This window comes from Streptomyces sp. NPDC004435, from assembly GCF_042873895.1.
Taxonomy (GTDB): Bacteria; Actinomycetota; Actinomycetes; order Streptomycetales; family Streptomycetaceae; genus Streptomyces.
Map to the genome: position 1 here is coordinate 185415 of NZ_JBIAMB010000013.1, position 25222 is coordinate 210636.

A 25222-nucleotide genomic window follows, 5' to 3' on the forward strand; every position below is an offset into this window, starting at 1 on the left:
GGGCCGCCGGCTCCGGCTCAGCCCTTGCCGACGAGGTCGCCGGGGAAGGCACCCGCGCCGGCCGCGGCGATCAGGAAGCCGCGCCCCAGCTCGGTGAGCCGCTCCACGCCCGCCGCGCCGAGGTGCTGGTAGGGGGCGGCGTCCAGGCGGTCCGTCGTCTCCTCCAGCTCCTCGCGCAGCCGGCCGCCGGCCTCCGTCAGCTCGCCGTCGGCGTCGAGGAGCCCGCGCTCGCGCAGCCGGTCCCGGGCGGCCTCCCAGTCGGCGCGGCGCCAGCCCCGGGTGCCGAGGACCCAGCGCGGTGCCATGCCCTTGCCGGTGGCGGTGTGGGAGGCCAGCGCCTCGACCGGGTCGAGGCCGGCCGAGAGCAGGGCGGCCAGGTGGCCGTCGCCCCGGTGCTCGCGGAGCAGGGTCGCCGCGTGCCAGTAGGCGAGGTGCGGCTCCTCGGGCACCGGCAGGTCGGCGTTGGCGGAGTACAGCGGGCGGGCGTGCCGGGTGCACGCCTCGGCGGCCCGCAGGGCGAGTCCGGCCGCCTCGGCCATCTCGGGGGAGGCGACGGCCTCCTCGCCGAGCAGCCGGCGCAGGGTGGCGTCGGCGGTCCGCAGCCTCGCGTCGAGGACGGCGGCGGGGGAGGCGGTCTCCCAGACACCGGGCAGGTGCTGGGCGAGCAGCTCCGCCTTGTAGTTGTAGAAGGTCGCGGCGACCGTGCCGGCGCCGACGGCGCCGAGCGGGGCGCTGCGGGCGGCGAGCCGCATGGCGGCGGGGTCGGTGAGGCCGAGCGCGCCGAACTCCCGGTCCAGGTCGGGGGAGAAGTACAGCGTCGAGTGGAGCGGGTTCAGGGCGTTGTGGCAGCGGCGCCCGGCCCGCGGCGGCAGCGAAGTCGTCATGACACCAGAACCTAACCGACTGCTTGGTACGGAGGGAACGCCCCCCTGCCCCCGCACCGCGCGGGATGGCAGGAAAGGTGGGGTGAGCGTCCTTGCGGCCACACCCCGAGGGCCCGAAGGATGGAGCCATGACCCAGCGCCCCGTCCTCGTCGTCCTCTTCGACGACGTGCAGAGCCTCGACGTCACCGGCCCGGTGGAGGTCTTCCACGCCGCCGGCTGGGCCGCGGGCGCCGAGGAGGACCCGTACCCGATCCGGACCGCCTCCCTCGACGGCGGACCGGTGCGCACCAGCAGCGGCCTGCGGATCCTTCCCGACAGCAGCCTCGCGGAGGCCGTCGCCGACGGGCCCCCGCACACCCTCGTCGTCCCCGGCGGCGAGGGCACCCGGGGCACCGCCCCGGCTCTCGTCGACTGGCTCCGCGTCCACGGCCCCCGCGCCGGGCGGCTGGTCTCGGTCTGCACCGGGGCGCTCCGGCTCGCCGAGGCGGGGCTCCTCGACGGGCACCGGGCCACCACCCACTGGATGGCCTGCGAGCACCTGGCCCGCCGCCACCCGGAGGTCGACGTCGACCCTGAGCCGATCTTCGTCCGGGACGGCCGGATCGCCACCTCCGCCGGGGTCACCGCCGGCATCGACCTGGCCCTCGCCCTCGTCGAGGAGGACCTGGGCCGGGAGGCGGCGCTCACCATCGCCAGGCTCCTCGTGGTCTTCCTCCGCCGGCCCGGCAACCAGGCCCAGTTCAGCGCCCAGCTCGCCGCGCAGACCGCGCGCCGCGAACCGCTGCGCGACGTCCAGGCGTGGATCGCCGAGCACCCGGACGGGGACCTCTCGGTCGACCGGCTCGCCGCCCGCGCCCGGCTCTCGCCCCGCCACTTCGCCCGCGCCTTCCACGCCGAGACCGGGGTCACCCCGGGCCGCTACGTCGACCGGATCCGCCTCGAACACGCCCGCAGGCTCCTGGAGGAGACCACCGGCGGGGTCGAGGAGGTCTCCCGCGCCGCCGGCTACGGCACCCCCGAGGCGATGCGCCGCGCCTTCGTGAAGGCGCTCGGCACCTCCCCGGCCGACTACCGCCGCCGTTTCCACGCACCTCTCGTCGCACCCGGCACCACACCCGCCACCGGACCCGTCAGCTGAAAGGGATCACACCCATGCAGATCGCCGTCCTGCTCTTCGAGGGCTTCACCTCGCTCGACGCCGTCGGACCGTACGAGATCCTCGCCCACCTGCCCGGGGCGGAGACCGTCTTCGTCGCCAAGGAGACCGGCCCGGTCCGCAACGACCAGGGCAGCCTCGCCCTCTCCGCCGACAAGACCCTCGCCGACGTCCCGCACCCGGACATCGTCCTCGTCCCCGGCGGCCCGGAGACCCGGCAGGCCGCTCACGACCCGGAGATCCAGCGGTGGCTCCGCACGGCCGACGCCACCAGCACCTGGACCACCTCGGTCTGCACCGGTTCGCTGCTCCTCGCCGCCGCCGGACTCCTGGACGGCCGCCGGGCCACCACCCACTGGCTGGCCTACGAGGAGCTGCGCGCGCTGGGCGTCGAGCCCACCGGCGAGCGGGTCGTCTTCGACGGCAAGTACGTGACCGCCGCCGGCGTCTCCTCCGGCATCGACATGGCCCTGCACCTGTTCGGCCGGATCGCCGGCGACGAGGCGGCCATGACGGTCCAGCTGCTCACCGAGTACGACCCGCAGCCCCCGTACGACGCCGGCTCCCCGCTCAAGGCCCCCGCCGAGCTGGTGGCGCGCTGGCGCGGCGTGGCGACCGAGGAACTGCCCCAGGGCTGAGCCTCAGAGCCCGTAGGTGAAGCGGGGCGCACGGCGCTCCAGGAAGGCGGCGACACCCTCCGCGGTGTCGCCGCTGCCGTGCGCCTGCGCGGTCCAGTGGGCGTCCCGGTCGAGGCGCCCGTCGGCGAACTCCTTCGCCGCCGCCTGGGTCAGCAGCGAACGGGAGACGAGGATCCGGCAGAACTCCTCGACCCGCTTCGCCAGCCCCTCCGCCGGGTGCGCCTCGTCGACGAAACCGGTCCGCAGCGCCCGCTCGGTGTCGATCAGCTCGCCGGAGAACAACAGGTACTTGGCGGTGGCCGGGCCCACCAGGGCGGTGAGCCGGCGGGTGGAGGAGGACGGGTAGACGATGCCCAGCTTGGCCGGGGTGATCCCGAAGAGCGCACCATCCGCCGCGAACCGCAGGTCGCAGGCGCCGGCCAGCTGACTGCCGCCGCCGACGCAGTAGCCGCGGACGGCGGCCAGGGTCGGCTTGGGGAAGGCGGCGAGCGCCTCCTCGGCGCGGACCGCGAGCGCCTGCTGCTCGTCGCCCGGCTCGCGGAGCGTCGAGATGTCGGCGCCGGCGCAGAAGGTGTCGCCCGCGCCGGTCAGCACCAGCACCCGGACGGCGGGGTCGGCGGCGAGCCGGTCGAGGATGCCGGGCAGCGAGCGCCACATCGCGGCCGTCATCGCGTTGCGCTTGGCCGGGTTGGTGATGACGAGGGTCGCGACCCCGTCCGTGACGGTGTCGACGAGCCGGGGCTCCACGGTCTCCATGGGCCGGATGCTATCCACCGGTGCCGAACGTACGATCAGGAAGGGGTCGTCAGACAGCCGCGAGGAGTCACGATGGCCAGGAAGACCCGGGACGACGACCGCGATCCCGTGCGGGAGATGGCCCGTGAGGGGAAGCGGCTCGGGCGGAGCTTCGGCTGGCTCGCCGCGCTCGGCGTGATCCTCGTGATCTGCGGCGTCGTCGGTCTGGTCTACACCGGGTTCGCCACCCTGACGTCCATGTGGCTCTTCGGGTGGCTGCTGCTCGTCGGCGGCCTGGTGGGGCTCCTCCAGGCGTACCAGTCGAGGGGCACCAGCTCCTTCTGGCTGGTGGTGGTCGTGGCGGCGGTGAACCTCGCGGCCGGCTGCGTGGTGCTCCGTCACCCGGAGGGCACGGCCGAGGCGCTGACCATGTTCGCGGCCCTGCTCTTCCTCACCGGCGGTGTTTTCCGGCTGGTGGGCAGTCTCGTGGTGCGCGGTCCGCAGTTCGGCTGGACGCTGTTCCAGGGCGCCTTCGGGCTGCTGCTCGGTCTGCTGGTGCTCTTCGACTGGCCGGACAGCAGCCGGTACGTGATCGGTCTCTTCTTCTCGCTGGCGCTGCTCTTCGACGGCCTCGGGCTGGTCGCGATCGGGGTGGGCGGGCGGCGGATCGTCGGGTTGGTCACCCCGCAGCCCGAGCCGGAGCGGGAGCCGGAGCCCGGCCCCGGGGCGAAGCCGGAACCGGCCACGGAGCGGCCCCCGGTGCCCCCCACGGAAAACGCGCAGGATCAGTCGAACAACTGACGTCGGCATACGCCACCGATCAGAAGGTGGCCGATAGGTGTCGACTTCTGGTCAGTAGGTCGGGATACCCCTCGGAATTGCCAAGACTCCCAGTGTGGCGAGAATCGAGCACGAGGGTGGGAACCGGACCATGGATGCCCGCGGAGGTGTCCCCGCCCGGCCCCCGTCCTACGAAGGAGTCTGGCGCTTCACCGCTCCCGCGGTCGACGTCTCCGTCCCCCAGGCCCGGCACGCGGTACGCGACCTGCTGGCCCGCCAGGGAGTCCCGGTCCACGAGGACATCCGGCACGGGCTGCTGCTGATCGTCTCCGAGCTGGTGACCAACGCCGTGCGGCACGCGGCGCTGCTCTCCCCGGAGATAGCGGTCGAGGTTGCCATCGGGCCGGAGTGGGTGCGGGTGTCCGTCGAGGACAACCACCCCTACCGGCCCAAGGCCCTGGAGGCGGACTACGGCCAGACCGGCGGCCGGGGGCTGCTCCTGGTGAAGGAGATCGCCCTGGAGTCCGGCGGCGCCTGCGACGTCGAGCACACCGCGGGCGGCGGCAAGATCATCTGGGCGGCGCTGCCCCTGGCCCCGATGGCACCGGGGCCGGGGACGACCGACGGCCGGGTCACCAGCCCCCGGCAGGACCCGTCAGCTCCCTGATCGCCGGACGGGCCGCGTCGAGCACCGTCATGAACCAGGCGGAGAACGGCGCGGCCGCGTGCCGCTCGGCCAGCTCGGCCGGGGTGACGAAGGCGTACTCGCCGATCTCCTCCGGGTCCGGCTCCGGCGTGGCCTGCACCAGACCGACGAAGAGGTGGTTGTACTCCTGCTCCACCAGGCCCGAGGCCGGGTCCGGGTGGTTGTAGCGGACGGTGCCGGCCTCGCCCATCAGGGTGGGGGAGACGCCCAGCTCCTCGAAGGTGCGCCGGGCGGCCGCCGCGAAGGGGGCCTCGCCCGGGTAGGGGTGGCCGCAGCAGGTGTTCGACCAGACGCCGGGGGAGTGGTACTTGCCGAGGGCCCGGCGCTGGAGCAGCAGCCTGCCCTCCTCGTCGAAGAGGAAGACCGAGAAGGCGCGGTGCAGCTGCCCGGGGGCCTGGTGGGCGGCGAGCTTCTCCGCCGTACCGATGGTGTTCCCGGCCTCGTCGACCAGTTCCAGCATGATCGGCTCCGGGGTGGCGGACGGCTCCGTGCCGTTCGACGAGAGCTTCGACGCAAGCCCCGGCGCGATCGCGGCCGCGGTGCCCTGTGTGGTCGGCATACCCATCCTTCGCTTCGGTCCTCGGCCCGTAGGGGCCACCCCAGTCTGCCGCACAAAACCGGCTTGTCGGCACTTCGGCGGCCGGAGCCCGCCGCTCCCACCGCACCGGAGTACACCGGCGCGGGGGAGCGGCGGGCCCGTCGGACCAGGTCAGACCCCGAAAGCCGCCGGATAGGCGATCGTGCCCGACGGGACCGGAGCGGAACCGTCCAGGACGAGCGCCATCATCGCTTCGTCCGGAACCTCGAAACCTGGCTTGATTTCATACTCGGACGCCCGTACGAAACCGAACCGGGGGTAGTACTCCGGATGGCCCAGGACCAGCACCACCCGCTCGCCCGCGAGCCGCGCCGCGTCGAGCACCGCCCGGGTGACGGCCTGCCCGGCGCCGGTGCGCTGGTGCTCCGGCGCCACCGAGACCGGGGCGAGCGCCGCCGCCGGCGCCCCGCCCACCCGGCAGCGGGTGATCAGCGCGTGCGCGGCGACCGAACCGTCCGGGGCCTCGGCGACCACCGAGAGGCCCGGCAGCCAGGCGCCCGGGTCGGCGCGCAGGGCGTCGACCAGCTCCGCCTCGGCGGGCGACCCGAAGGCCGCCTCGGTCAGCTTCCGTACGGCCGCGTGGTCGGCCTCCCGCTCGGGGCGGGTGGGCCAGCGGGGATCGGCCGGACGGAGCACGAACCCCGCGTAGCCGTAGTCGCCGCCGTGCTCGCGGCGCATGGCGATCTCGGCGCGGGCGCCCGCCACCGCCCCGGCCATGCCGGGCACGGAGGTGTCGGCGGCGTCGGCGTGCGCCCCGAGCGGGACGTAGTACTCGTCCCAGTCGCCGTCGGGCTGGGTGAAGGCGGAGAGGACGTGGTAGCCGGCCCCGACCGCGACGGCGGCGAGCTCCGCCGTCGTGCGGAGCGGATAGTGCTCGTCCCAGAAGGCGCGGGCCTCCGGGGCGGGGGTGCCGGTCGTCCACACGCACTCGGTGAGGACCAGCGTCCCTCCCGGCGCGAGCAGCCGGCGCCACTCGGCGAGCGCCCGGTCGAAGCCGATCACGAAGACCGAGCTCTCGGCCCAGACGAGGTCGAAGGAGCCGTCGGGGAAGGGCAGCGCGCCCATGTCCCCCAGGACCGGCCGGACCGCGTCGGTGAGACCGCGCTCGGCGGCGGCCGCGCGCAGCTCGTCGAGGAACGGCTCGTGGGTGTCGACGGCGGTCACCTCGGCGCCGGCCTCGGCGGCCAGGAGCAGCGCGGAGGGGCCGGGGCCGCAGCCCAGGTCGAGGACGCGCGGACGCTCCGGCAGCCTCCCCGCGAGCGCGAGGAGACGACGGGTGGTGGCGTCGGAGCCCGGACCCTGCCGCGGAAGACCGTGGTGCAGGGCGAAGAAGGCGTCGCGGGACGCGGAAGTGTTCTGGATGTCGTTGTCGGACAACGTGGAAACCCTCGGTGTGAAAGGGTCCCGGCCGACGACGTGACGGACCGGTGGAAGAACCGGGATCAGGTCAGCCGGAGACCCGGGAGCTGAAGCTGGACCGGGTGCGGCCGCGGACAGCGGCCTCCATCGCGACGGTCATCAACCTCAGCTCCTCTCACGCACGTGTTCGTACGACGAGCCTAGCAGTCACAGGCAGAGCTTGGCCTCGTGCTCGGCGTGCCCGGCCGGCTCCAGCTGGAAGGTGCAGTGCTCCACGTCGAAGTGGTCGCCCAGGCAGCCCTGGAGCTGGTGGAGCATCTTCTCGTGGCCCCCCGCGTCCAGCACCGCCGCGTCCACCACCACGTGCGCGGAGAGGACGGGCATCCCGGAGGTGATGGTCCAGGCGTGCAGGTCGTGCACGTCCTCGACGCCCGGCAGGGCCAGGATGTGCGCCCGCACCTCCGCCATGTCGACGCCCTTGGGGGCGGCCTCCAGGAGTACGTCCAGCGTCTCCCGCAGCAGCTTCACCGTGCGCGGCACGATCATCAGGCCGATGACGAGGGAGGCGATCGGGTCGGCGTACTGCCAGCCGGTCGCCAGGATGATCGCGGCGGAGACGATCACCGTCACCGAGCCGAGCGCGTCGGCGAGCACCTCCAGATAGGCGCCCCGGACGTTCAGGCTCTCCTTCTGGCCCCGCATGAGCAGCGACAGCGAGATGACGTTGGCCACCAGACCGACCGTGGCGAAGGCGATGGCGAGCCCGCCCTTGGTCTCGGCCGGCTCCATGAACCGCTGGACCGCCTCGAAGAGCACGTACCCGCCGACGCCGAGCAGCAGCAGGCAGTTGGCGAGCGCGGCGAGGATCTCCGCCCGCGCGAAGCCGAAGGTGCGGTTCCCGGACGGCGGCCGGTTGGCGAAGTGGATCGCGAGCAGTGCCATCGCGAGACCGATCGCGTCGGTCGCCATGTGCGCCGCGTCGGCGATCAGCGCGAGCGAGTCGGCGACGAGGCCGCCGATGATCTCGACCACCATCACGGAGAGCGTGATCCCGAGCGCGATCCGCAACCGGTTGCGGTACGCGGCGCCCGCGGTGCCGGTCGGCGGCGTCCCCCCGTGGCTGTGTCCGTGGTCGTGTCCAGCCCCCATGACATGGCCTCCCAAGTCCTGTTCCGTCGGTGCCCCAAGTCGCCAGTGAACTACGGGTGGGGGGTATGTGCAACACGGTACTGAACACCGTTGTCATTGCTCTGACCTGCGACGATGTCATATCGGCCGCCATTCGTACGATCACCTGCCGGAATGCCGCGCGGGGCCCCTCCGGCAGCGGTTTGGAGGGCGGCCCGGTGATCCCCGATGATGATCACGCGGAGCCCGGCGCACCCCGGCGGCGAGGGGCGGACCGGGGGGAGTCCGGCGTGCGAAGCCTCGGTGAACTCACGCTCCGTCCATCCGATAGCCTCAGCCGACGTGCCGCCGCCCGGTGCAGGGGCGCACCGTCGTGCCCGGGGCCGTTCAGGACCCCGCCGGCCCACTGCCCGTTCCAAGGAGTGAGTTCGTCTGTCGACCGCCATCCTCACCGGCCCGCCGGCACCCGGATCCTCGCTCGACGGTGATCTGCGGTCGCTCGGCTTCGACGTCCGCAGGGCCACCGGTGCCGAGGAGGCCCGCACCCTCCTGGCCGCCGTCCCCGCGGGCGAGCGGGTCGCCCTCGTCGACTCCCGCTTCGTCGGGCACCCGCACGCCCTGCGCCTCGCGCTGACCGACCCCCGCTTTCCCGCCGCCGCCGTGCCCGGCGCGCTCTCCGCGCAGCCCGAGGCCCGCCCGGCGCTCGTCCGCGCGCTGACCGCGGCCCCCGCGCTCACCGCCCCGGCCGCCGCCGAGCCCGAGCGTGACCTCACCGAGACCGTCGCCGACGCCCTCGACGCCGGCGGCGTCGCCGTGCACCGGCCCGCGCTCGGCACCCTCGTCGCCACCGTCCCCGCCGACGCCGCGGCCCGCCACGAGGCCCGCGCCGCCGTCGACGCCGTCGACGACGAGGCCGTCCGCCTCCGCTCCGCCGTGAAGGCCCACGACGGCTTCTTCACCACCTTCTTCATCAGCCCCTACTCGCGGTACATCGCGCGCTGGTGCGCCCGCCGCGGCCTCACTCCCAACCAGGTCACCACCGCCTCGCTGCTCACCGCGCTGATCGCGGCCGGCTGCGCGGCCACCGGGGAGCGCGGCGGCTACATCGCCGCCGGCGTCCTGCTGCTGGTCTCCTTCGTCCTGGACTGCACCGACGGGCAGCTCGCCCGGTACGCGCTCAAGTACTCGACGATGGGCGCCTGGCTCGACGCCACCTTCGACCGGGCCAAGGAGTACGCCTTCTACGCAGGTCTCGCCCTCGGCGCGGCCCGCGGCGGCGACGACGTGTGGACGCTCGCGCTTGCCGCGATGATCCTCATGACCTGCCGGCACGTCGTGGACTTCGCGTTCAACGAGGCGAACACGCCCGACCAGGCGACCGCGGGCACGACGGCCAAGACCGGCCTCGCCCTCTCCAGCCGCCTCGACGGCGTGGGCTGGACCGTCTGGGCCCGCCGCATGATCATCCTGCCGATCGGCGAGCGCTGGGCGATGATCGCCGTCCTGACCGCCGTCACCTCCCCCCGGATCGTCTTCTGGGCGCTGATCATCGGCTGCGCCTTCGCCGCCTGCTACACCACCGCCGGCCGCGTCCTCCGCTCCCTCCGGAACCGGACCCCGCGCGGCGAGCGCGCCACCCACGCCCTCTACGAGCTCACCGACACCGGGCCGCTGGCCCGCGGCGTGGCCAGGATCCTCGGCGGCAGCGCCAAGGGCGCGGACCTCAGGGTCCCCCTCGGCGCCCTCGTCGTGGCCGGGCTGCTGTACGCGGCCTGGCGGTGGCCGTCCGACGACCGCCTGGTCGTGATCGCCGCCGTCGGCTACGTCGTCGTCTCCGGAGCGCTCGTCGCCGCCCCCCTCAAGGGCCGCTTCGACTGGCTCCTCCCGCCGCTCTTCCGCGCCGCCGAGTACGGCACGATCCTGCTGCTCGCCGCCCGGTCGGACGTCCCGCAGGCCGTGCCCGCCGCATTCGGCCTGGTCGCGGCGGTCGCCTACCATCACTACGACACGGTGTACCGCATTCGCGGTGGCACCGGCGCGCCGCCCGCCTGGCTGGTGCGGCTCACCGGCGGACACGAGGGGCGCACGCTCCTGGTGACCGTCCTCGCCGCACTCCTCGCGAGCCGCGGCGACGACTTCACCCTGGCGCTGACCGCCCTGGCGGGCGCGCTCGCCCTCGTGGTGCTCGTGGAGTCCATCCGCTTCTGGGTCTCCTCAGGAGCACCCGCCGTTCACGACGAAGGAGAAACAGCATGATCGGCCTCGTTCTGGCAGCCGGTGCCGGACGGCGACTGCGCCCCTACACCGACACCCTCCCGAAGGCCCTCGTGCCGGTCGACGGTGACACCACCATCCTCGACCTCACGCTGAAGAACTTCGCCGAGATCGGCCTCACCGAGGTCGCGATCGTCGTCGGCTACCGCAAGGAAGCGGTCTACGCGCGCAAGGAGGCCCTGGAGGCGCGGTACGGCCTCTCCCTCACCCTGATCGACAACGACAAGGCCGAGGAGTGGAACAACGCCTACTCCCTGTGGTGCGCGCGTGAGGTCATCAAGCGCGGTGTGATCCTCGCCAACGGCGACACCGTCCACCCGGTCTCCGTCGAGAAGACCCTGCTGGCCGCGCGCGGCAAGGGCCAGAAGATCATCCTCGCCCTCGACACGGTGAAGCGCCTCGCCGACGAGGAGATGAAGGTCGTCGCCGCCGAGGGCAAGGGCGTCCAGAAGATCACGAAGCTGATGGAGCCGGCCGACGCGACCGGCGAGTACATCGGCGTCACCCTCATCGAGGCCGAGGCCGCCGAGGAGCTGGCCGACGCCCTGAAGGCCACCTTCGAGCGCGACCCCGACCTCTACTACGAGGACGGCTACCAGGAGCTCGTCAACCGCGGCTTCACCGTCGACGTCGAGCCCATCGGCGAGGTCTCCTGGGTCGAGATCGACAACCACGACGACCTCGCGAAGGGCCGGGAGATCGCGTGCCGGTACTGACCCGACTGATCCCGTCGCCGGTCGTCGTCGACATCCGCAGGGGGGCGCTGGACGACCTGTCCGCGCTCCTCGCGGACCAGCGGATCTCCAGCAACGGCAAGATCGCCGTCGCCATCAGCGGCGGCTCCGGGCTCAAGCTCCGCGACCAGTTCGCGCCCGAGCTGCCCGGTGCCGACTGGTACACGGTCTCCGGCGGCACCATCGACGAGGCCGTGAAGCTCGCCGACGCCATGCGCGGCAAGCGGTACGACGCCGTGGTCGCCCTCGGCGGCGGCAAGATCATCGACGTGACGAAGTACGCGGCGGCCCGGGTCGGGCTGCCGCTGGTCGCCATAGCGACCAACCTCTCGCACGACGGCATCTGCTCGCCGATCTCCACCCTGGACAACGACAACGGGCGCGGCTCGTACGGCGTCCCGACCCCGATCGCGCTCGTCATCGACCTCGACGTGATCCGGGACGCCCCGATCCGCTTCATCCGCTCCGGCATCGGCGACGCCATCTCGAACATCTCCGCCCTCGCGGACTGGGAGCTGTCCCACCGCGAGACCGGCGAGAAGATCGACGGCCTGGCGGCCGCCATGGCCCGCAGCGCGGGCGAGGCGGTCCTGCGGCACCCCGGCGGCGTCGGCGACGACGACTTCCTGGTGACCCTCTCCGAGGGCCTGGTGATGTCCGGCATCGCCATGTCGATCAGTGGTGACAGCCGCCCCTCCTCGGGCGCCTGCCACGAGATCAGCCACGCCTTCGACCTGCTCTTCCCGACCCGCGCGGCCAGCCACGGCGAGCAGTGCGGCCTCGGCGCGGCCTTCGCGATGCACCTGCGCGGTGCCCGCGAGGAGTCCGGCGTCATCGTGGAGACCCTGCGCCGGCACGGCCTGCCCGTGCTGCCGGAGGAGATGGGCTTCACGGTCGACGAGTTCGTGCAGGCGGTGGAGTTCGCTCCGCAGACCCGGCCGGGCCGGTTCACCATCCTGGAACACCTCGACCTGTCCGCCGACGAGATCAGGGACGCGTACGCCGACTATGCCAAAGCCATCGGTAGCTGAGCTCCGCCCGGTCGTCCACCCCCCGGGTGTGAAGGACCGGCGGAGCGGTGAGCACTGGGGCGGCCGCCTGTACATGCGGGAGATCTCGCTGCGGATCACCCGGCAGCTGGCGAACACCCGGGTCACCCCGAACCAGCTGACGTACCTGATGACCCTGGCGGGCGTCCTCGCCGCCCCGGCCCTCCTGGTGCCGGGCGTGTGGGGCGCGGTGCTCGGCGTCGTCGCGGTGCAGCTGTACCTGCTGCTCGACTGCGTCGACGGCGAGCTGGCCCGCTGGAAGAAGCAGTACTCGCTGGCCGGCGTCTACCTGGACCGGGTCGGCGCCTACCTGTGCGACGCCGCGGTGCTGGTCGGCTTCGGCCTGCGCGCCGCCGACCTGTGGGGCGAGGGCCGGATCGACTGGCTGTGGGCCTTCCTCGGCACCCTGGCCGCGCTCGGCGCCATCCTGATCAAGGCCGAGACCGACCTGGTCGGCGTCGCCCGCCACCAGAACGGGATGCCCCCGGTCAAGGAGGCGGCCTCCGAGCCCCGCTCCTCCGGCATGGCACTGGCCCGCCGGGCCGCCGGCGCCCTCAAGTTCCACCGGCTGATCCTCGGGATCGAGGCGTCCTTCCTGATCCTGGTCCTGGCCGTCGCCGACCAGATGCGCGGAGACCTGTTCTTCTCCCGCCTCGGCGTCGCCGTGCTCGCCGGCATCGCCCTGCTCCAGACCGTCCTGCACCTCGTGTCGGTGCTGGCGTCCAGCAGACTGAAGTAGCGGCCCCCGGGCCCGCCGCCCGCCGGGAAGATCGCCCGGCGTCCCGGCGGGCCCCCGGATGGCGTACGGTGTGGCGGCGGACCCGGTGCCGGGGGCCGCCCACCGGTCAGCTGACATCGTGGCACCCCACGTGCCGCACACCGTGAACACGAAAGTTTCGACTGTGAGTGACATTCACCAGGGCGGGGCGGTCGCGACCAGCGCGCCTCCGGCCCCCGTCGACGCGGGCCTCACCCCGGGCGACCTCGCCGCGAAGTACGGCCTCGCGGTCAGCGGCGCCAGGCCCGGACTGTTCGAGTACGTCCGGCAGCTCTGGAGCCATCGCCACTTCATCATGGCCTTCTCCTCGGCCAAGCTCACCGCCCAGTACAGCCAGGCCAAGCTGGGCCAGGTCTGGCAGGTGGCGACGCCGCTGCTCAACGCCCTGATCTACTACCTGATCTTCGGGCTCATCCTGGGCGCCGGCAAGGGCATGGAGAAGGACGTCTACATCCCCTTCCTGGTCACGGGCATCTTCGTGTTCACCTTCACGCAGAGCTCCGTGATGGCCGGCGTACGGGCGATCTCCGGCAACCTCGGACTGGTGCGGGCCCTGCACTTCCCGCGCGCCAGCCTCCCCATCAGCTTCTCGATCCAGCAGCTCCAGCAGCTGCTCTTCTCGATGATCGTGCTCGTCGCGATCGTCATGGTCTCCGGCAGCTACCCGTCGGCGAGCTGGCTGCTCGTGATCCCGGCGCTCGTGCTCCAGTTCGTCTTCAACGTGGGCCTCGCCCTGATCATGGCCCGGGCCGGATCCAAGACGCCCGACCTCGCGCAGCTGATGCCCTTCGTCATGCGGACCTGGCTGTACGCCTCCGGCGTCATGTTCTCGATCCCGATCATGCTCGAGGGCAAGCCGCAGTGGATCGCGGACATCCTCATGTACAACCCGGCGGCGGTCTACATGGACCTGATCCGCTTCGCCCTCATCGACGGCTACGGCTCCGAGAACCTGCCCGACCACGTCTGGGCCACCGGCCTCGGCTGGGCGCTGCTCCTCGGGATCGGCGGCTTCGTCTACTTCTGGAAGGCCGAGGAGAGGTACGGCCGTGGCTGAGACCATCCCGGGCGCCAAGACGCCCACCGTCATCTGCGACGACGTCCACATCGTCTACCGCGTCCACACCGGCGGCGGAGGCAAGGGCAGCGCCACCGCGGCCCTCAGCCGCATCGTCGGCCGGGACAAGGCCGAGGTCACCCGGGGCGTCCGCAAGGTGCACGCCGTCCGCGGCGTCACCTTCACCGCCTACCGCGGCGAGGCCATCGGCCTCATCGGCACCAACGGCTCCGGCAAGTCGACCCTGCTGCGCGCCATCGCCGGCCTGCTGCCCACCGAGAGCGGCCGGGTCTACACCGACGGCCAGCCGTCGCTGCTCGGCGTCAACGCGGCCCTGATGAACGACCTGACCGGCGAGCGCAACGTCATCCTCGGCGGCCTCGCCATGGGCATGAGCCGCGAGGAGATCCACGCGCGGTATCAGGACATCGTCGACTTCTCCGGGATCAACGACAAGGGCGACTTCATCTCCCTGCCGATGCGGACCTACTCCTCCGGCATGGGCGCCCGGCTCCGCTTCGCCATCGCGGCCGCCAAGAACCACGACGTGCTCCTCATCGACGAGGCGCTCGCCACCGGCGACCGGAAGTTCCAGATCCGCTCCGAGGAGCGCATCCGCGAGCTGCGCAAGGAGGCCGGCACGGTCTTCCTGGTGAGCCACAGCAACAAGTCCATCCGGGACACCTGCGACCGGGTGCTCTGGCTGGAGAAGGGCCAGCTCCTGATGGACGGCCCGACCGACGAGGTGCTCAAGGCGTACGAGCGCGAGACCGCCCGCTGACGCCCGCGCCGCACCGCGCGCCGAACACCCCCCACCAGCCCCGGTGGGGGGTGTTCCGGTTTTCGCCGTAGGGACCCCGGAGCGGAATGTTCATGCGGTCAACATCGGGCAGGATGAGCCCATGGCAGGGATCTCGGGCGGAAAGAACTACCACCACGGCGACCTGCGCAACGCCCTGGTCTGCGCCGCCGTCGGCCTCGCCGCCGAGGGCGGCCCCGAGCGGGTCGTCCTGCGCGAGGCGGCCCGCCGCGTCGGCGTCTCGCCCACCGCCGCCTACCGCCACTTCGACGGACGCGGCGAGCTGCTCCGTACCGTCCGCGCCCATGCCCGGGCCCGCCTCGCCGAGGCCATGGAGCGGGCCGCCGCCCGCGAGCCCGGCGCCGACGACCCCGCCCTCGCCGCGGAGCGCCGGCTCGCCGCCCTCTGCCGCGGCTACGTCGGCTTCGCCGTCGAGCACCCCGGCCTCTACCGCGCGGCCTTCGGCACCGTCCGCCCCACCGCGGAGGAGCGCCCCGTGCTCCCGCCGGTCCCCCCGGAGCCCGAGGCCCGCGCCTTCACCCTGCTCCGCGAGGCCCTGGAAGCCCTCGACCGGACCGGCGGCCGCAGGTCCGCCGCCGGCGCCGCCGCCTGGTCGGCCGTGCACGGACTCTCGCTGCTGCTCCTCGAAGGCCCGCTGCGCCGGCTCTCCGCCCAGCGCCGCGCCGACGTGGTCGAGACCACCCTCGCCATGGTCGTCTCCGGAGCGCGCCCCCGCTGACCTGCCCCCCGAATGGCGACATCCCTCGTACAACGTAAGCTGTACCGGTCTGATCCACACCGCCCCACACGGCGCCCCCGGGACCTTCCGGAGGGCGCGTGCTCCGTGCGCGGCGGCGTGTCCGAAATGGGATGGATTGGATCGGCAGTGTAGAACGGGAGATATGACGGCCATGACGCAGAATCTCCAGCTTCACGTGGGTGTCGCCGTCCCCGTGCCGGGCGCCGCCCGGTGACGGCTTCCCGGTACGTGCGCGCCGACGACCCCTCGCGCACCACGCTCGGCAAGGCCGCGGACGAGAACTTCCCCGTGGCCCCCTTCTTCCTGCCCCGCGCCTGGCGCGAGGACCTCATGGCCGTCTACGGATACGCCCGCCTCGTCGACGACATCGGCGACGGCGACCTCGCCCCCGGCGGCGCCGACGCCCGCCTGCTGGGCCTCGGCCCCGAGGAGGCCGCCGACCGGCTCGTCCTCCTCGACGCCCTGGAGGAGGACCTGCGCCGGGTCTTCGACGGCACCCCCCGTCACCCCCTGCTGCGCGCCCTCCAGCCCACCGTCCGGCTCCGCGGCCTCACCCCGGGGCCCTTCCTCGGCCTGATCCGGGCCAACCGGCAGGACCAGCTCGTGCGCCGGTACGAGACGTACGACGACCTCCTCGCCTACTGCGAGCTCTCCGCCAACCCCGTCGGCCGGCTCGTCCTCGGCATCACCGGCACCGCAACCCCCGAGCGGATCCGCCGCTCCGACGAGATCTGCACCGCCCTCCAGATCGTCGAGCACCTCCAGGACGTCGCCGAGGACCTCGCCCGCGACCGGATCTACCTCCCCGCCGAGGACCTCAAGCGCTTCCACGTCACCGAGGACGACCTCGCCCGGCCCACCGCCGGCGCCGCCGTGCGCTCCCTCGTCGCCTTCCAGGCCGAACGCGCCCGCGCCCTGCTGCACGCCGGAACCCCGCTCGTCGGCAGCGTCCACGGCCGCCTCCGCCTGCTCCTGACCGGCTTCACCGCCGGCGGACTCGCCGCGCTCGACGCCATCGCCGCCGCGGGCTTCGACGTCCTCGCCGGACCGCCGAAGCCCACCAAGCCGAGCCTGACGCGCCAGGCGGGAGCGGTCCTGCTCCGGGCGCGCCGAGAGGGGGGATCGTGACCGTGGAGGAAACGGCCCGGCCGTCCGCGCCGGTGCAGGCCGCGTACAGCTACTGCGAGGCCGTCACCGGACAGCAGGCCCGCAACTTCGCCTACGGCATCCGGCTCCTGCCCGCCGACAAGCGGCAGGCCATGTCGGCGCTGTACGCCTTCTCCCGGCGCGTCGACGACATCGGCGACGGCACCCTCGCCCCCGAGGTCAAGCGGGAGCGCCTGGAGGCCACCAGGACCCTGCTCGACCGGGTCCGCAAGGACGACGTCGACGAGGACGACACCGACCCCGTCGCCGTCGCCCTCGCCGACTCCGCCCGCCGCTTCCCGATCCCCCTCGAAGGGCTCGACGAACTCATCGACGGCGTCCTCATGGACGTCCGCGGCGCCACCTACCGCACCTGGGACGACCTCGCGGTCTACTGCCGGTGCGTCGCCGGCGCCATCGGCCGGCTCTCCCTCGGCGTCTTCGGCACCCAGCCGGGCGCCGCCGAGGCCCACCGGGCCGCCGCGTACGCCGACACCCTCGGCCTCGCGCTCCAGCTCACCAACATCCTCCGGGACGTCCGCGAGGACGCCGGCAACGGCCGCACCTACCTGCCCGCCGACGACCTCGCCCGCTTCGGCTGCGAGGACGGCTTCGCCTCCCCCGTCCCGCCCTCCGGCGCCGACTTCGCGGGGCTCGTCCACTTCGAGGTCCGCCGCGCCCGCGCCCTCTTCGCCGAGGGGTACCGGCTGCTGCCGATGCTCGACCGGCGCAGCGGCGCCTGCGTCGCCGCCATGGCCGGCATCTACCGCCGGCTCCTCGACCGCATCGAGCGCGACCCCGCCGCCGTGCTCCGCGGCCGGGTCTCGCTGCCGGGGCCCGAGAAGGCGTACGTCGCCGTCCGCGGCCTCTCCGGTCTCGACGCCCGCCACATCGCCCGCTCCACCGTCAGGAGGCGCACCTGATGGCCGCCCCCCACGGCACGCCCGACACCCCGGTCCCGACGGCCGTCGTCGTCGGCGGCGGGCTCGCCGGCATCACCGCGGCGCTCCAGCTCGCCGACGCCGGCGTCGGCGTCACGCTCCTCGAAGGACGGCCCCGCCTCGGCGGCCTCGCCTTCTCCTTCCGCCGCGGCGACCTCACCGTCGACAACGGCCAGCACGTCTACCTGCGCTGCTGCACCGCCTACCGCTGGTTCCTCGACCGCGTCGACGGCGCCCGCCTCGCCCCGCTCCAGGACCGGCTCGACGTGCCCGTCCTCGACGTCGCCCACCCCCGCGGCCCCCGCCTCGGCCGGATCCGCCGCGACCCGCTGCCGGTCCCCTTCCACCTGGCCCGCAGCCTCGCCACGTACCCCCACCTCTCCCTCGCCGAGCGGGCCTCCGTCGGCCGCGCCGCCTTCGCGCTGAAGAAGCTCGACCCCGCGGACCCGGCCCTCGACGGCGTCGACTTCGCCACCTGGCTCGGCCGGCACGGCCAGTCCCCCCGGGCCATCGAGGCGCTGTGGGACCTGGTCGGCATCCCCACCCTCAATGCCCCCGCCCCGGACGCCTCCATGGGGCTCGCCGCGATGGTCTTCAAGACCGGGCTGCTCACCGACCCCGGCGCCGCCGACATCGGCTGGGCCCACGTGCCGCTCGGCCACCTCCACGACACCCTCGCCGGCAAGACCCTCGACGGGCTCGGCGTCCGGACGCTGCTGCGCACCAAGGCCGAGCGGATCTCCCGCACCGACGACGGACGGTGGTCCGTCGAGGTGCCCGGCGAGACCCTGCGCGCCGACGCCGTCGTCCTCTCCGTGCCGCAGACCGAGACCCACGCCCTGCTCCCCGAGGGCGCGCTCGACGACGCCGACCGGCTCCTCGACATCGGCACCGCGCCCATCCTGGACCTGCACGTGGTCTACGACCGCAAGGTGCTGAAGCGGCCCTTCTTCACCGCCCTCGGCTCCCCGGTCCAGTGGGTCTTCGACCGCACCGAGTCCTCCGGGCTCACCGGCCCGGGCCAGTACCTGGCCGTCTCGCAGTCCGCCGCGCAGGACGAGATCGACGCACCCGTCGCCGCCCTCCGCGAGCGCTATCTGCCGGAGCTGGAGCGGCTGCTGCCCGCCACCCGCGGCGCCGTCGTCCGCGACTTCTTCGTCACCCGGGAACGGACCGCCACCTTCGCCCCCACACCGGGCGTCGGGCGCCTCCGCCCCGCTGCCCGCACCCGTGCGCCCGGCCTCTACCTGGCCGGCGCCTGGACCGCCACCGGCTGGCCCGCGACCATGGAAGGTGCCGTCCGAAGCGGCTTCAGCGCCGCGGGCGCGGCGCTCTCCGCCTTCGGCCGCCGCCACGACCATCCGCTGCAGGAGGCGGCATGAGTGTGATCACAGGAACTAGAGGAGAGACCGTGCCGACCGTGCCCCCGGGGACCCCGGCCGTCGACACCGCGGACGTGACCGCCCTGCTGGAGAGGGGGAGGGCCCTGTCCACCCCCGTCATGCGTGCGGCCGTCGGCCGGCTCGCCCCGCCCATGGACACCGTGGCCGCCTACCACTTCGGCTGGATCGACGCCCAGGGCAATCCCACCGACGCCGACAGCGGAAAGGCCGTGCGCCCCGCGCTCGCCCTGCTCTCCGCCGAGGCAGCCGGAGCCGCGCCCGAGGTCGGCGTCCCCGGCGCCGTCGCCGTCGAGCTCGTGCACAACTTCTCGCTGCTCCACGACGACCTGATGGACGGCGACGAGCAGCGCCGCCACCGCGACACGGTATGGAAGGTGTTCGGGCCCGCCCAGGCCATCCTGGTCGGCGACGCGCTCTCCGCCCTCGCCAACGAGATCCTCCTGGAGCTCGGCACCGTGGAGGCCGGCCGCGCCACCCGCCGGCTGACCACGGCCAACCGCAAGCTGATCGACGGCCAGGCCCAGGACATCTCCTACGAGCACCGCGAGCGGGTCACCGTCGAGGAGTGCCTGGAGATGGAGGGCAACAAGACCGGCGCCCTCCTCGCCTGCGCCGTCTCCATCGGCGCGGTCCTCGGCGGCGCCGACGACCGCACCGCCGACAAGCTGGAGGAGTACGGCTACCACCTCGGCCTCGCCTTCCAGGCCGTCGACGACCTCCTCGGCATCTGGGGCGACCCGGAGTCCACCGGCAAGCAGACCTGGAGCGACCTGCGGCAGCGGAAGAAGTCCCTGCCCGTCGTCGCCGCCCTCGCCGCCGGCGGGGAGGCTTCCGAGCGGCTCGGCCGGCTGCTCGCCGAGGACGCCAAGTCCCCCGCCTTCGACTCCTTCACCGAGGAGGACTTCGCCTACCGCGCCGCCCTCATCGAGGAGGCCGGCGGCCGTGAGTGGACCGCCGGGGAAGCCCGCCGCCAGCACGCGATCGCGCTGCGCGCCCTGCACGAGGTGGACATGCCCGCCCGGGTGCGCGACCAGCTGATCGCCCTCGCCGAATTCGTCGTCGTACGGAAGAAATGATCATCCACAGCCAGATATGAGTGCGCAGTCGCCGGCCGGTGCCACCCGGCACCGGCCGACGGCAGACCCGCAGGAGCAGAGGTAACCGACTGCCACGAAGGGGAAGCCATGACAGCGACGACCGACGGAAACGCCGGGGCCCTCGGCCCCCTCGCGCCCGCGGCCAGCACCACTCCACAGCACCGCACGACCCCCGCGGACGGCCTCGCCGCCGCCCCCCGGCTCCTGGAGGAGGCCGCCGCCCTCGCCACCCGCAGGGCCACCGACCACCTCCTCGCCCACCAGGCCCCCGACGGCTGGTGGAAGGGCGACCTGGAGACCAACGTCACCATGGACGCCGAGGACCTCCTGCTGCGCCAGTTCCTCGGCATCCTCGACCCCGCCACCACCGAGGCCGCCGCCCGGCACATCCGGAGCCGGCAGTACGAGGACGGCACCTGGCCCACCTTCCACGGCGGCCCGGGCGACCTCTCCGCCACCGTCGAGGCGTACGTCGCCCTCCGGCTGGCCGGTGACCGGCCCGAGGCCCCGCACATGGCCCGCGCCGCCTCCTGCGTCCGGGCCCGCGGCGGGATCGCCTCCGCCCGCGTCTTCACCCGGATCTGGCTGGCGCTCTTCGGCTGGTGGCGCTGGGAGGACCTGCCCGAACTGCCGCCCGAGCTGGTCTTCCTGCCCTCGTGGTTCCCCCTGAACATCTACGACTTCGGCTGCTGGGCCCGGCAGACCATCGTGCCGCTCACCATCGTCTCCGCGAAGCGCCCGGTCCGCCCCGCGCCCTTCCCCCTCGACGAGCTGCACACCGACCCCGACCGCCCGGCGCCGCCGCGCCCGCTCGCCCCGCTCACCGGCTGGGACGGCATCTTCCAGCGCCTCGACAAGGCCCTGCACCTCTACCACCGCGTCGCCCTGCCGGGGCTGCGCAGGGCGGCGATGAACTCGGCCGCCCGGTGGATCGTCGAACGGCAGGAGAACGACGGCTGCTGGGGCGGCATCCAGCCGCCCGCCGTCTACTCGGTGATCGCCCTCCACCTGCTCGGCTACGACCTGGAGCACCCCGTCATGCGGGCGGGCCTGGAATCCCTGGACCGGTTCGCCGTCTGGCGCGAGGAGCCCGAGGGCCCGGTGCGGATGATCGAGGCGTGCCAGTCGCCCGTCTGGGACACCTGCCTCGCCACCATCGCCCTCGCCGACGCCGGTCTGCCCGCCGACCACCCGGCGCTCGTGAAGGCCGTGGACTGGATGCTCGGCGAGGAGATCACCAAGGCCGGCGACTGGGCGGTGCGCCGCCCCGGACTCCCGCCCGGCGGCTGGGCGTTCGAGTTCCACAACGACAACTACCCGGACATCGACGACACCGCCGAGGTGGTCCTCGCCCTGCGCCGGGTCCGCCACCCCGACCCCGCCCGGGTCGACGCCGCCGTCCGCCGCGCCACCCGCTGGACCGCGGGCATGCAGTCCGGCAACGGCGCCTGGGCCGCCTTCGACGCCGACAACACCAACGTCCTGCCGAACAAACTGCCCTTCTGCGACTTCGGCGAGGTCATCGACCCGCCCTCCGCCGACGTCACCGCCCACGTGGTGGAGATGCTGGCCCACGAGGGCCTGGCCGACGACCCCCGCACCCGCCGGGGCATCGACTGGCTGCTCGCCGAACAGGATCCCAACGGCGCCTGGTTCGGCCGCTGGGGCGTCAACTACGTGTACGGCACCGGCTCGGTGCTGCCCGCCCTCGCCGCCGCCGGGATCCCCGCCGGCCACCCGGCGGTCCGCCGGGCCGTCGCCTGGCTCGCCTCCGTGCAGAACCCGGACGGCGGCTGGGGCGAGGACCTGCGCTCGTACGACGACCGGTCCTGGATCGCCCGGGGCACCTCCACCGCCTCCCAGACCGCCTGGGCCCTGATCGCCCTCCTCGCCGCCGGGGAGCGCGACTCCGAGACCGTCCGCCGGGGCGTGGCGTTCCTGGCCGAGACCCAGCGGGAGGACGGCTCCTGGGACGAGCCCTACTTCACCGGTACCGGCTTCCCCTGGGACTTCTCCATCAACTACCACCTCTACCGGCAGGTCTTCCCGCTCACCGCGCTCGGCCGGTACCTGCACGGCGAGCCCACGCTCCACCGCGAGGAGACGTGATGGACCGCCGCCGCCCGGCGGGGGACGCCGGGGCCGCCCCGCCGCTGCTGATCGCCTGCGCCCTCGGCATCGAGCGCCTCGCCCTGCGGGGCGGCGACCGGGACGCGGCGCCGGGACCGGTCCGGGTGGTGCGCACCGGCATGGGACCCGCCCACGCGACCCGCGGGGTCTCCCGGGCGCTGGCCCGGGACGGCTGGGGCGGCGCCGCCGTCATCGCCTCCGGCTTCTGCGCCGGGCTCGCGCCCGGGATGCACCCCGGCGACCTGGTCGTCGCCGAGGAGACCCGCGGCCCCGGCGGCGCCACCGCCTGCGACGGCACCGACCTGCTCGTCAAGGCGCTGACCAGGGCGCTCCCCGGGCGGACCGTGCACACCGGACCGCTGACCGGCTCCGACCACGTGGTGCGGGGCCCCGAGCGGGCCGCGTTGGCCGCCGGCGGGGCGATCGCCGTCGACATGGAGTCCGCCGCCACCCTCCGTACCGCCCGGGCGGCCGGACCCCGGCCCGTTGCCGCCGTACGGGTGGTCGTGGACGCCCCCGAACACGAACTGGTCCGTATCGGCACGGTACGCGGGGGAATATCGGCCTTCCGCGTCCTTCGTGCCGTCCTTCCCGCTTTCTTCGAATGGCACCGTTCTCTGCTGCTCCCCAGGAGGTGAGCGAGTTATGGCCATGCCGCTCCGTCAGTCCGTCCGGGTCGGGACCTATCTCTTCGAACAGAAGCTCCGCAAGCGGGACAAGTTCCCCCTCATCGTCGAGCTGGAGCCGCTCTACGCCTGCAACCTCAAGTGCGAGGGCTGCGGCAAGATCCAGCACCCGGCCGGAGTCCTCAAGCAGCGCATGCCGGTCGCCCAGGCGGTCGGCGCCGTGCTGGAGTCCGGCGCCCCGATGGTCTCCATCGCCGGCGGCGAACCCCTGATGCACCCTCAGATCCACGAGATCGTGCGCCAGCTGGTCGCCCGCCGGAAGTACGTCTTCCTCTGCACCAACGCGATGCTGCTCCGCAAGAAGCTCGACGACTTCACGCCGTCCCCCTATTTCGCCTTCGCCGTCCACATCGACGGACTGCGCGAACGCCACGACGAATCGGTGGCGAAGGAGGGCGTGTTCGACGAGGCCGTGGCGGCGATCAAGGAGGCCAAGCGGCGCGGATTCCGGGTCACCACCAATTCGACCTTCTTCAACACGGACACCCCGCAGACGATCATCGAGGTGCTGAATTTCCTCAACGACGACCTCCAGGTCGACGAAATGATGATCTCGCCCGCCTATGCCTACGAGAAGGCGCCCGACCAGGAACACTTCCTCGGAGTCGAACAGACCAGGGAACTCTTCAAGAAGGCGTTCGCCGGCGGGAACCGGCGCCGCTGGCGCCTCAACCACTCGCCGCTCTTCCTCGATTTCCTCGAAGGAAAGGCGGACTTCCCCTGCACCGCCTGGGCGATCCCCAACTACTCCCTCTTCGGGTGGCAGCGCCCCTGCTATCTGATGAGCGACGGCTACGTCCCCACCTACCGCGAACTCGTCGAGGACACGGACTGGGACAAGTACGGCCGCGGCAAGGACCCGCGCTGCGCCAACTGCATGGCGCACTGCGGATACGAACCCACCGCCGTCCTCGCCACCATGGGCTCGCTCAAGGAGTCGCTGCGGGCGGTCCGCGAGACCGTCTCGGGGAGCTGAGGGGCCGGCCATGACCGAGGGCTTCGACCTGCGGGCGCTGCTCGCCGAGCGGGGCGGCGAGCGGTACGGGCTGCACGCCCGCCACCTCAACCCGCAGCTGCCGCGGATGCTGCACACCATCGGCTTCGACAAGGTCTACGAGCGGGCCGCCGGCGCCCATTTCTGGGACGCCGAGGGCAACGACCACCTCGACATGCTCGCCGGCTTCGGCGTCATGGGCCTCGGCCGGCACCACCCCGTCGTCCGCCGGGCCCTGCACGACGTCCTCGACGCGGACCTTCCCGACCTCACCCGCTTCGACTGCCCGCCGCTGCCCGGACTGCTCGCCGAGCGGCTGCTCGCCCACAGCCCCCACCTCGACCGGGTCTTCTTCGGCAACAGCGGCACCGAGGCCGTCGAGACCGCGCTGAAGTTCGCCCGGTACGCCACCGGCCGGCCGAGGGTGGTCTACTGCGACCACGCCTTCCACGGCCTGACCACCGGCGCCCTCTCCGTCAACGGCGAGGAGGGCTTCCGGGCCGGCTTCGACCCCCTGCTCCCGGACACCCCGATCGCCCTCGGCGACCTCGACGCGCTGGAGCGCGAACTCCGCAAGGGGGACGTGGCCGCCTTCGTGGTCGAGCCGATCCAGGGCAAGGGCGTCCAGGAGGCCCCGCCGGGCTTCCTCGCCGCCGCGCAGGAGCTGCTGCGCCGGCACGGGGCGCTGCTGATCGCCGACGAGGTGCAGACCGGCCTCGGCAGGACCGGCGACTTCTACGCGTACCAGCACGAGGAAGGCGTCGAGCCGGATCTGGTCTGCGTGGCGAAGGCGCTCTCCGGCGGGTACGTGCCGGTCGGCGCGACCCTCGGCAAGGAGTGGATCTTCAAGAAGGTCTACTCGTCCATGGACCGGGTGCTGGTCCACTCGGCCAGCTTCGGGGGCAACGCCCAGGCGATGGCGGCGGGGCTCGCCGTGCTCTCGGTGATGGAGTCCGAGGGGACGGTCGCACACGTGCGACGGGTCGGCGGGCTCCTGAAGGGGCGCCTGGAGGAGCTGGTGCCCCGGTACGAGCTGCTGCACGCGGTGCGCGGCCGGGGGCTGATGATCGGGATCGAGTTCGGCCGGCCGAGCTCGCTGGGGCTGCGCGGGCGGTGGGCGATGCTCCAGACGGCTCGCAAGGGGCTCTTCGCGCAGATGGTCGTGGTCCCGCTGCTCCAGCGGCACCGGATCCTCACCCAGGTCTCCGGGGACCATCTGGAGGTGATCAAGCTGATCCCGCCGCTGGTGATCGACGAGGCGGACGTGGACCGCTTCGTCACCGCGTTCACCGAGGTCATGGAGGACGCCCACGGCGGTGGCGGGCTGCTCTGGGACTTCGGGAAGACGCTGGTCAAGCAGGCGGTCGCCCAGCGCTGACGGTCGCGCCC

At 73.2% G+C, this 25222-nt stretch carries 24 protein-coding genes; 19 read left to right on the top strand and 5 right to left on the bottom strand.

All coding sequences use genetic code 11. The features are described from left to right. Positions 1-17 precede the first annotated feature (17 nt). Positions 18-884, bottom strand: coding sequence for a hypothetical protein (locus ACFYT9_RS24160; RefSeq protein ID WP_389167070.1), 867 nt, complete (start codon positions 882-884; stop codon positions 18-20). Between the two features lie 128 nt (positions 885-1012). Here ACFYT9_RS24160 and ACFYT9_RS24165 point away from each other — a divergent pair, with 128 nt between their 5' ends. Further along, positions 1013-2023 (top strand): GlxA family transcriptional regulator, encoded by a 1011-nt coding sequence (locus tag ACFYT9_RS24165; protein WP_389167073.1) that lies wholly within the window; start codon positions 1013-1015, stop codon positions 2021-2023. A gap of 14 nt (positions 2024-2037) precedes the next feature. After that, the gene (locus ACFYT9_RS24170; protein ID WP_387277575.1) at positions 2038-2679 is read left to right on the top strand and encodes a DJ-1/PfpI family protein; all 642 of its coding nucleotides are present in this window, start codon (positions 2038-2040) and stop codon (positions 2677-2679) included. A gap of 3 nt (positions 2680-2682) precedes the next feature. Here the strand turns inward: ACFYT9_RS24170 and ACFYT9_RS24175 are convergent, their stop codons facing one another. Next, complete coding sequence (locus ACFYT9_RS24175; protein WP_389167076.1) at positions 2683-3435, bottom strand: enoyl-CoA hydratase/isomerase family protein; 753 nt, start codon at positions 3433-3435, stop codon at positions 2683-2685. A 72-nt stretch (positions 3436-3507) separates the two neighbouring features. On the opposite strand from ACFYT9_RS24175, the gene ACFYT9_RS24180 reads away from it, so the two are divergent. Next, positions 3508-4215, top strand: coding sequence for an HdeD family acid-resistance protein (locus ACFYT9_RS24180; RefSeq protein ID WP_387277579.1), 708 nt, complete (start codon positions 3508-3510; stop codon positions 4213-4215). Between the two features lie 130 nt (positions 4216-4345). Beyond that, positions 4346-4861, top strand: coding sequence for an ATP-binding protein (locus ACFYT9_RS24185; protein ID WP_387277581.1), 516 nt, complete (start codon positions 4346-4348; stop codon positions 4859-4861). On the opposite strand, the gene idi is transcribed toward ACFYT9_RS24185, so the two are convergent. The 3 genes from idi to ACFYT9_RS24200 all read right to left on the bottom strand — a co-directional run bounded on the left by idi (position 4827) and on the right by ACFYT9_RS24200 (position 8006). Next, positions 4827-5459 carry an isopentenyl-diphosphate Delta-isomerase gene (idi, locus tag ACFYT9_RS24190; RefSeq protein ID WP_376605592.1) on the bottom strand — a complete coding sequence of 211 codons (633 nt, stop codon included), beginning with the start codon at positions 5457-5459 and terminating at the stop codon, positions 4827-4829. The genes ACFYT9_RS24185 and idi overlap by 35 nt on opposite strands. Positions 5460-5609: 150 nt before the next feature. Next, the gene (locus ACFYT9_RS24195; protein WP_389167081.1) at positions 5610-6875 is read right to left on the bottom strand and encodes a GNAT family N-acetyltransferase; all 1266 of its coding nucleotides are present in this window, start codon (positions 6873-6875) and stop codon (positions 5610-5612) included. Positions 6876-7064: 189 nt separating this feature from the next. Continuing rightward, positions 7065-8006 (bottom strand): cation diffusion facilitator family transporter, encoded by a 942-nt coding sequence (locus ACFYT9_RS24200; RefSeq protein WP_376600480.1) that lies wholly within the window; start codon positions 8004-8006, stop codon positions 7065-7067. 411 nt (positions 8007-8417) lie between these two features. On the opposite strand from ACFYT9_RS24200, the gene ACFYT9_RS24205 reads away from it, so the two are divergent. From ACFYT9_RS24205 to ACFYT9_RS24275, 15 genes are all read left to right on the top strand, one after another. After that, a complete protein-coding gene (locus ACFYT9_RS24205; protein WP_389167205.1) occupies positions 8418-10241 on the top strand; it encodes a DUF5941 domain-containing protein in 1824 nt (607 codons plus the stop codon). Further along, entirely contained in the window at positions 10238-10975 is a 738-nt protein-coding gene (locus tag ACFYT9_RS24210; RefSeq protein WP_389167084.1) for a sugar phosphate nucleotidyltransferase, read from the top strand. The genes ACFYT9_RS24205 and ACFYT9_RS24210 overlap by 4 nt, the downstream gene beginning before the upstream one ends. Further along, on the top strand, positions 10963-12024 hold the full coding sequence (locus ACFYT9_RS24215) for an iron-containing alcohol dehydrogenase family protein (protein WP_387277936.1): 1062 nt from the start codon (positions 10963-10965) through the stop codon (positions 12022-12024). Before ACFYT9_RS24210 ends, ACFYT9_RS24215 begins: the two co-directional genes overlap by 13 nt. Continuing rightward, entirely contained in the window at positions 12002-12781 is a 780-nt protein-coding gene (locus ACFYT9_RS24220; RefSeq protein ID WP_387277939.1) for a CDP-alcohol phosphatidyltransferase family protein, read from the top strand. Before ACFYT9_RS24215 ends, ACFYT9_RS24220 begins: the two co-directional genes overlap by 23 nt. Positions 12782-12944: 163 nt before the next feature. Then, positions 12945-13877 carry an ABC transporter permease gene (locus ACFYT9_RS24225; RefSeq protein WP_387277940.1) on the top strand — a complete coding sequence of 311 codons (933 nt, stop codon included), beginning with the start codon at positions 12945-12947 and terminating at the stop codon, positions 13875-13877. After that, positions 13870-14658: an ABC transporter ATP-binding protein gene (locus ACFYT9_RS24230; protein WP_387277942.1), complete on the top strand. Its 789-nt coding sequence runs from the start codon at positions 13870-13872 to the stop codon at positions 14656-14658. The genes ACFYT9_RS24225 and ACFYT9_RS24230 overlap by 8 nt, the downstream gene beginning before the upstream one ends. 121 nt (positions 14659-14779) lie before the next feature. Further along, the gene (locus ACFYT9_RS24235) at positions 14780-15415 is read left to right on the top strand and encodes a TetR/AcrR family transcriptional regulator (RefSeq protein ID WP_376600473.1); all 636 of its coding nucleotides are present in this window, start codon (positions 14780-14782) and stop codon (positions 15413-15415) included. A gap of 231 nt (positions 15416-15646) precedes the next feature. Further along, entirely contained in the window at positions 15647-16564 is a 918-nt protein-coding gene (gene hpnC / locus ACFYT9_RS24240; RefSeq protein WP_376600471.1) for a squalene synthase HpnC, read from the top strand. After that, positions 16561-17505, top strand: a complete 945-nt coding sequence (gene hpnD, locus ACFYT9_RS24245; RefSeq protein WP_389167089.1) for a presqualene diphosphate synthase HpnD — start codon at positions 16561-16563, stop codon at positions 17503-17505. The genes hpnC and hpnD overlap by 4 nt, the downstream gene beginning before the upstream one ends. Further along, complete coding sequence (gene hpnE, locus ACFYT9_RS24250; RefSeq protein ID WP_389167092.1) at positions 17505-18905, top strand: hydroxysqualene dehydroxylase HpnE; 1401 nt, start codon at positions 17505-17507, stop codon at positions 18903-18905. Before hpnD ends, hpnE begins: the two co-directional genes overlap by 1 nt. Next, positions 18902-20002 (top strand): polyprenyl synthetase family protein, encoded by a 1101-nt coding sequence (locus tag ACFYT9_RS24255; protein ID WP_376600465.1) that lies wholly within the window; start codon positions 18902-18904, stop codon positions 20000-20002. The genes hpnE and ACFYT9_RS24255 overlap by 4 nt, the downstream gene beginning before the upstream one ends. A 108-nt stretch (positions 20003-20110) precedes the next feature. Further along, on the top strand, positions 20111-22132 hold the full coding sequence (gene shc, locus ACFYT9_RS24260) for a squalene--hopene cyclase (protein ID WP_387277949.1): 2022 nt from the start codon (positions 20111-20113) through the stop codon (positions 22130-22132). Beyond that, positions 22132-22791, top strand: coding sequence for a 1-hydroxy-2-methyl-2-butenyl 4-diphosphate reductase (locus tag ACFYT9_RS24265; protein ID WP_389167096.1), 660 nt, complete (start codon positions 22132-22134; stop codon positions 22789-22791). Before shc ends, ACFYT9_RS24265 begins: the two co-directional genes overlap by 1 nt. A 7-nt stretch (positions 22792-22798) precedes the next feature. Further along, positions 22799-23815 (top strand): adenosyl-hopene transferase HpnH, encoded by a 1017-nt coding sequence (gene hpnH, locus ACFYT9_RS24270; RefSeq protein WP_376604204.1) that lies wholly within the window; start codon positions 22799-22801, stop codon positions 23813-23815. 10 nt (positions 23816-23825) lie between these two features. Next, a complete protein-coding gene (locus ACFYT9_RS24275) occupies positions 23826-25211 on the top strand; it encodes an aspartate aminotransferase family protein (RefSeq protein WP_387277953.1) in 1386 nt (461 codons plus the stop codon). Positions 25212-25222: the final 11 nt, after the last annotated feature.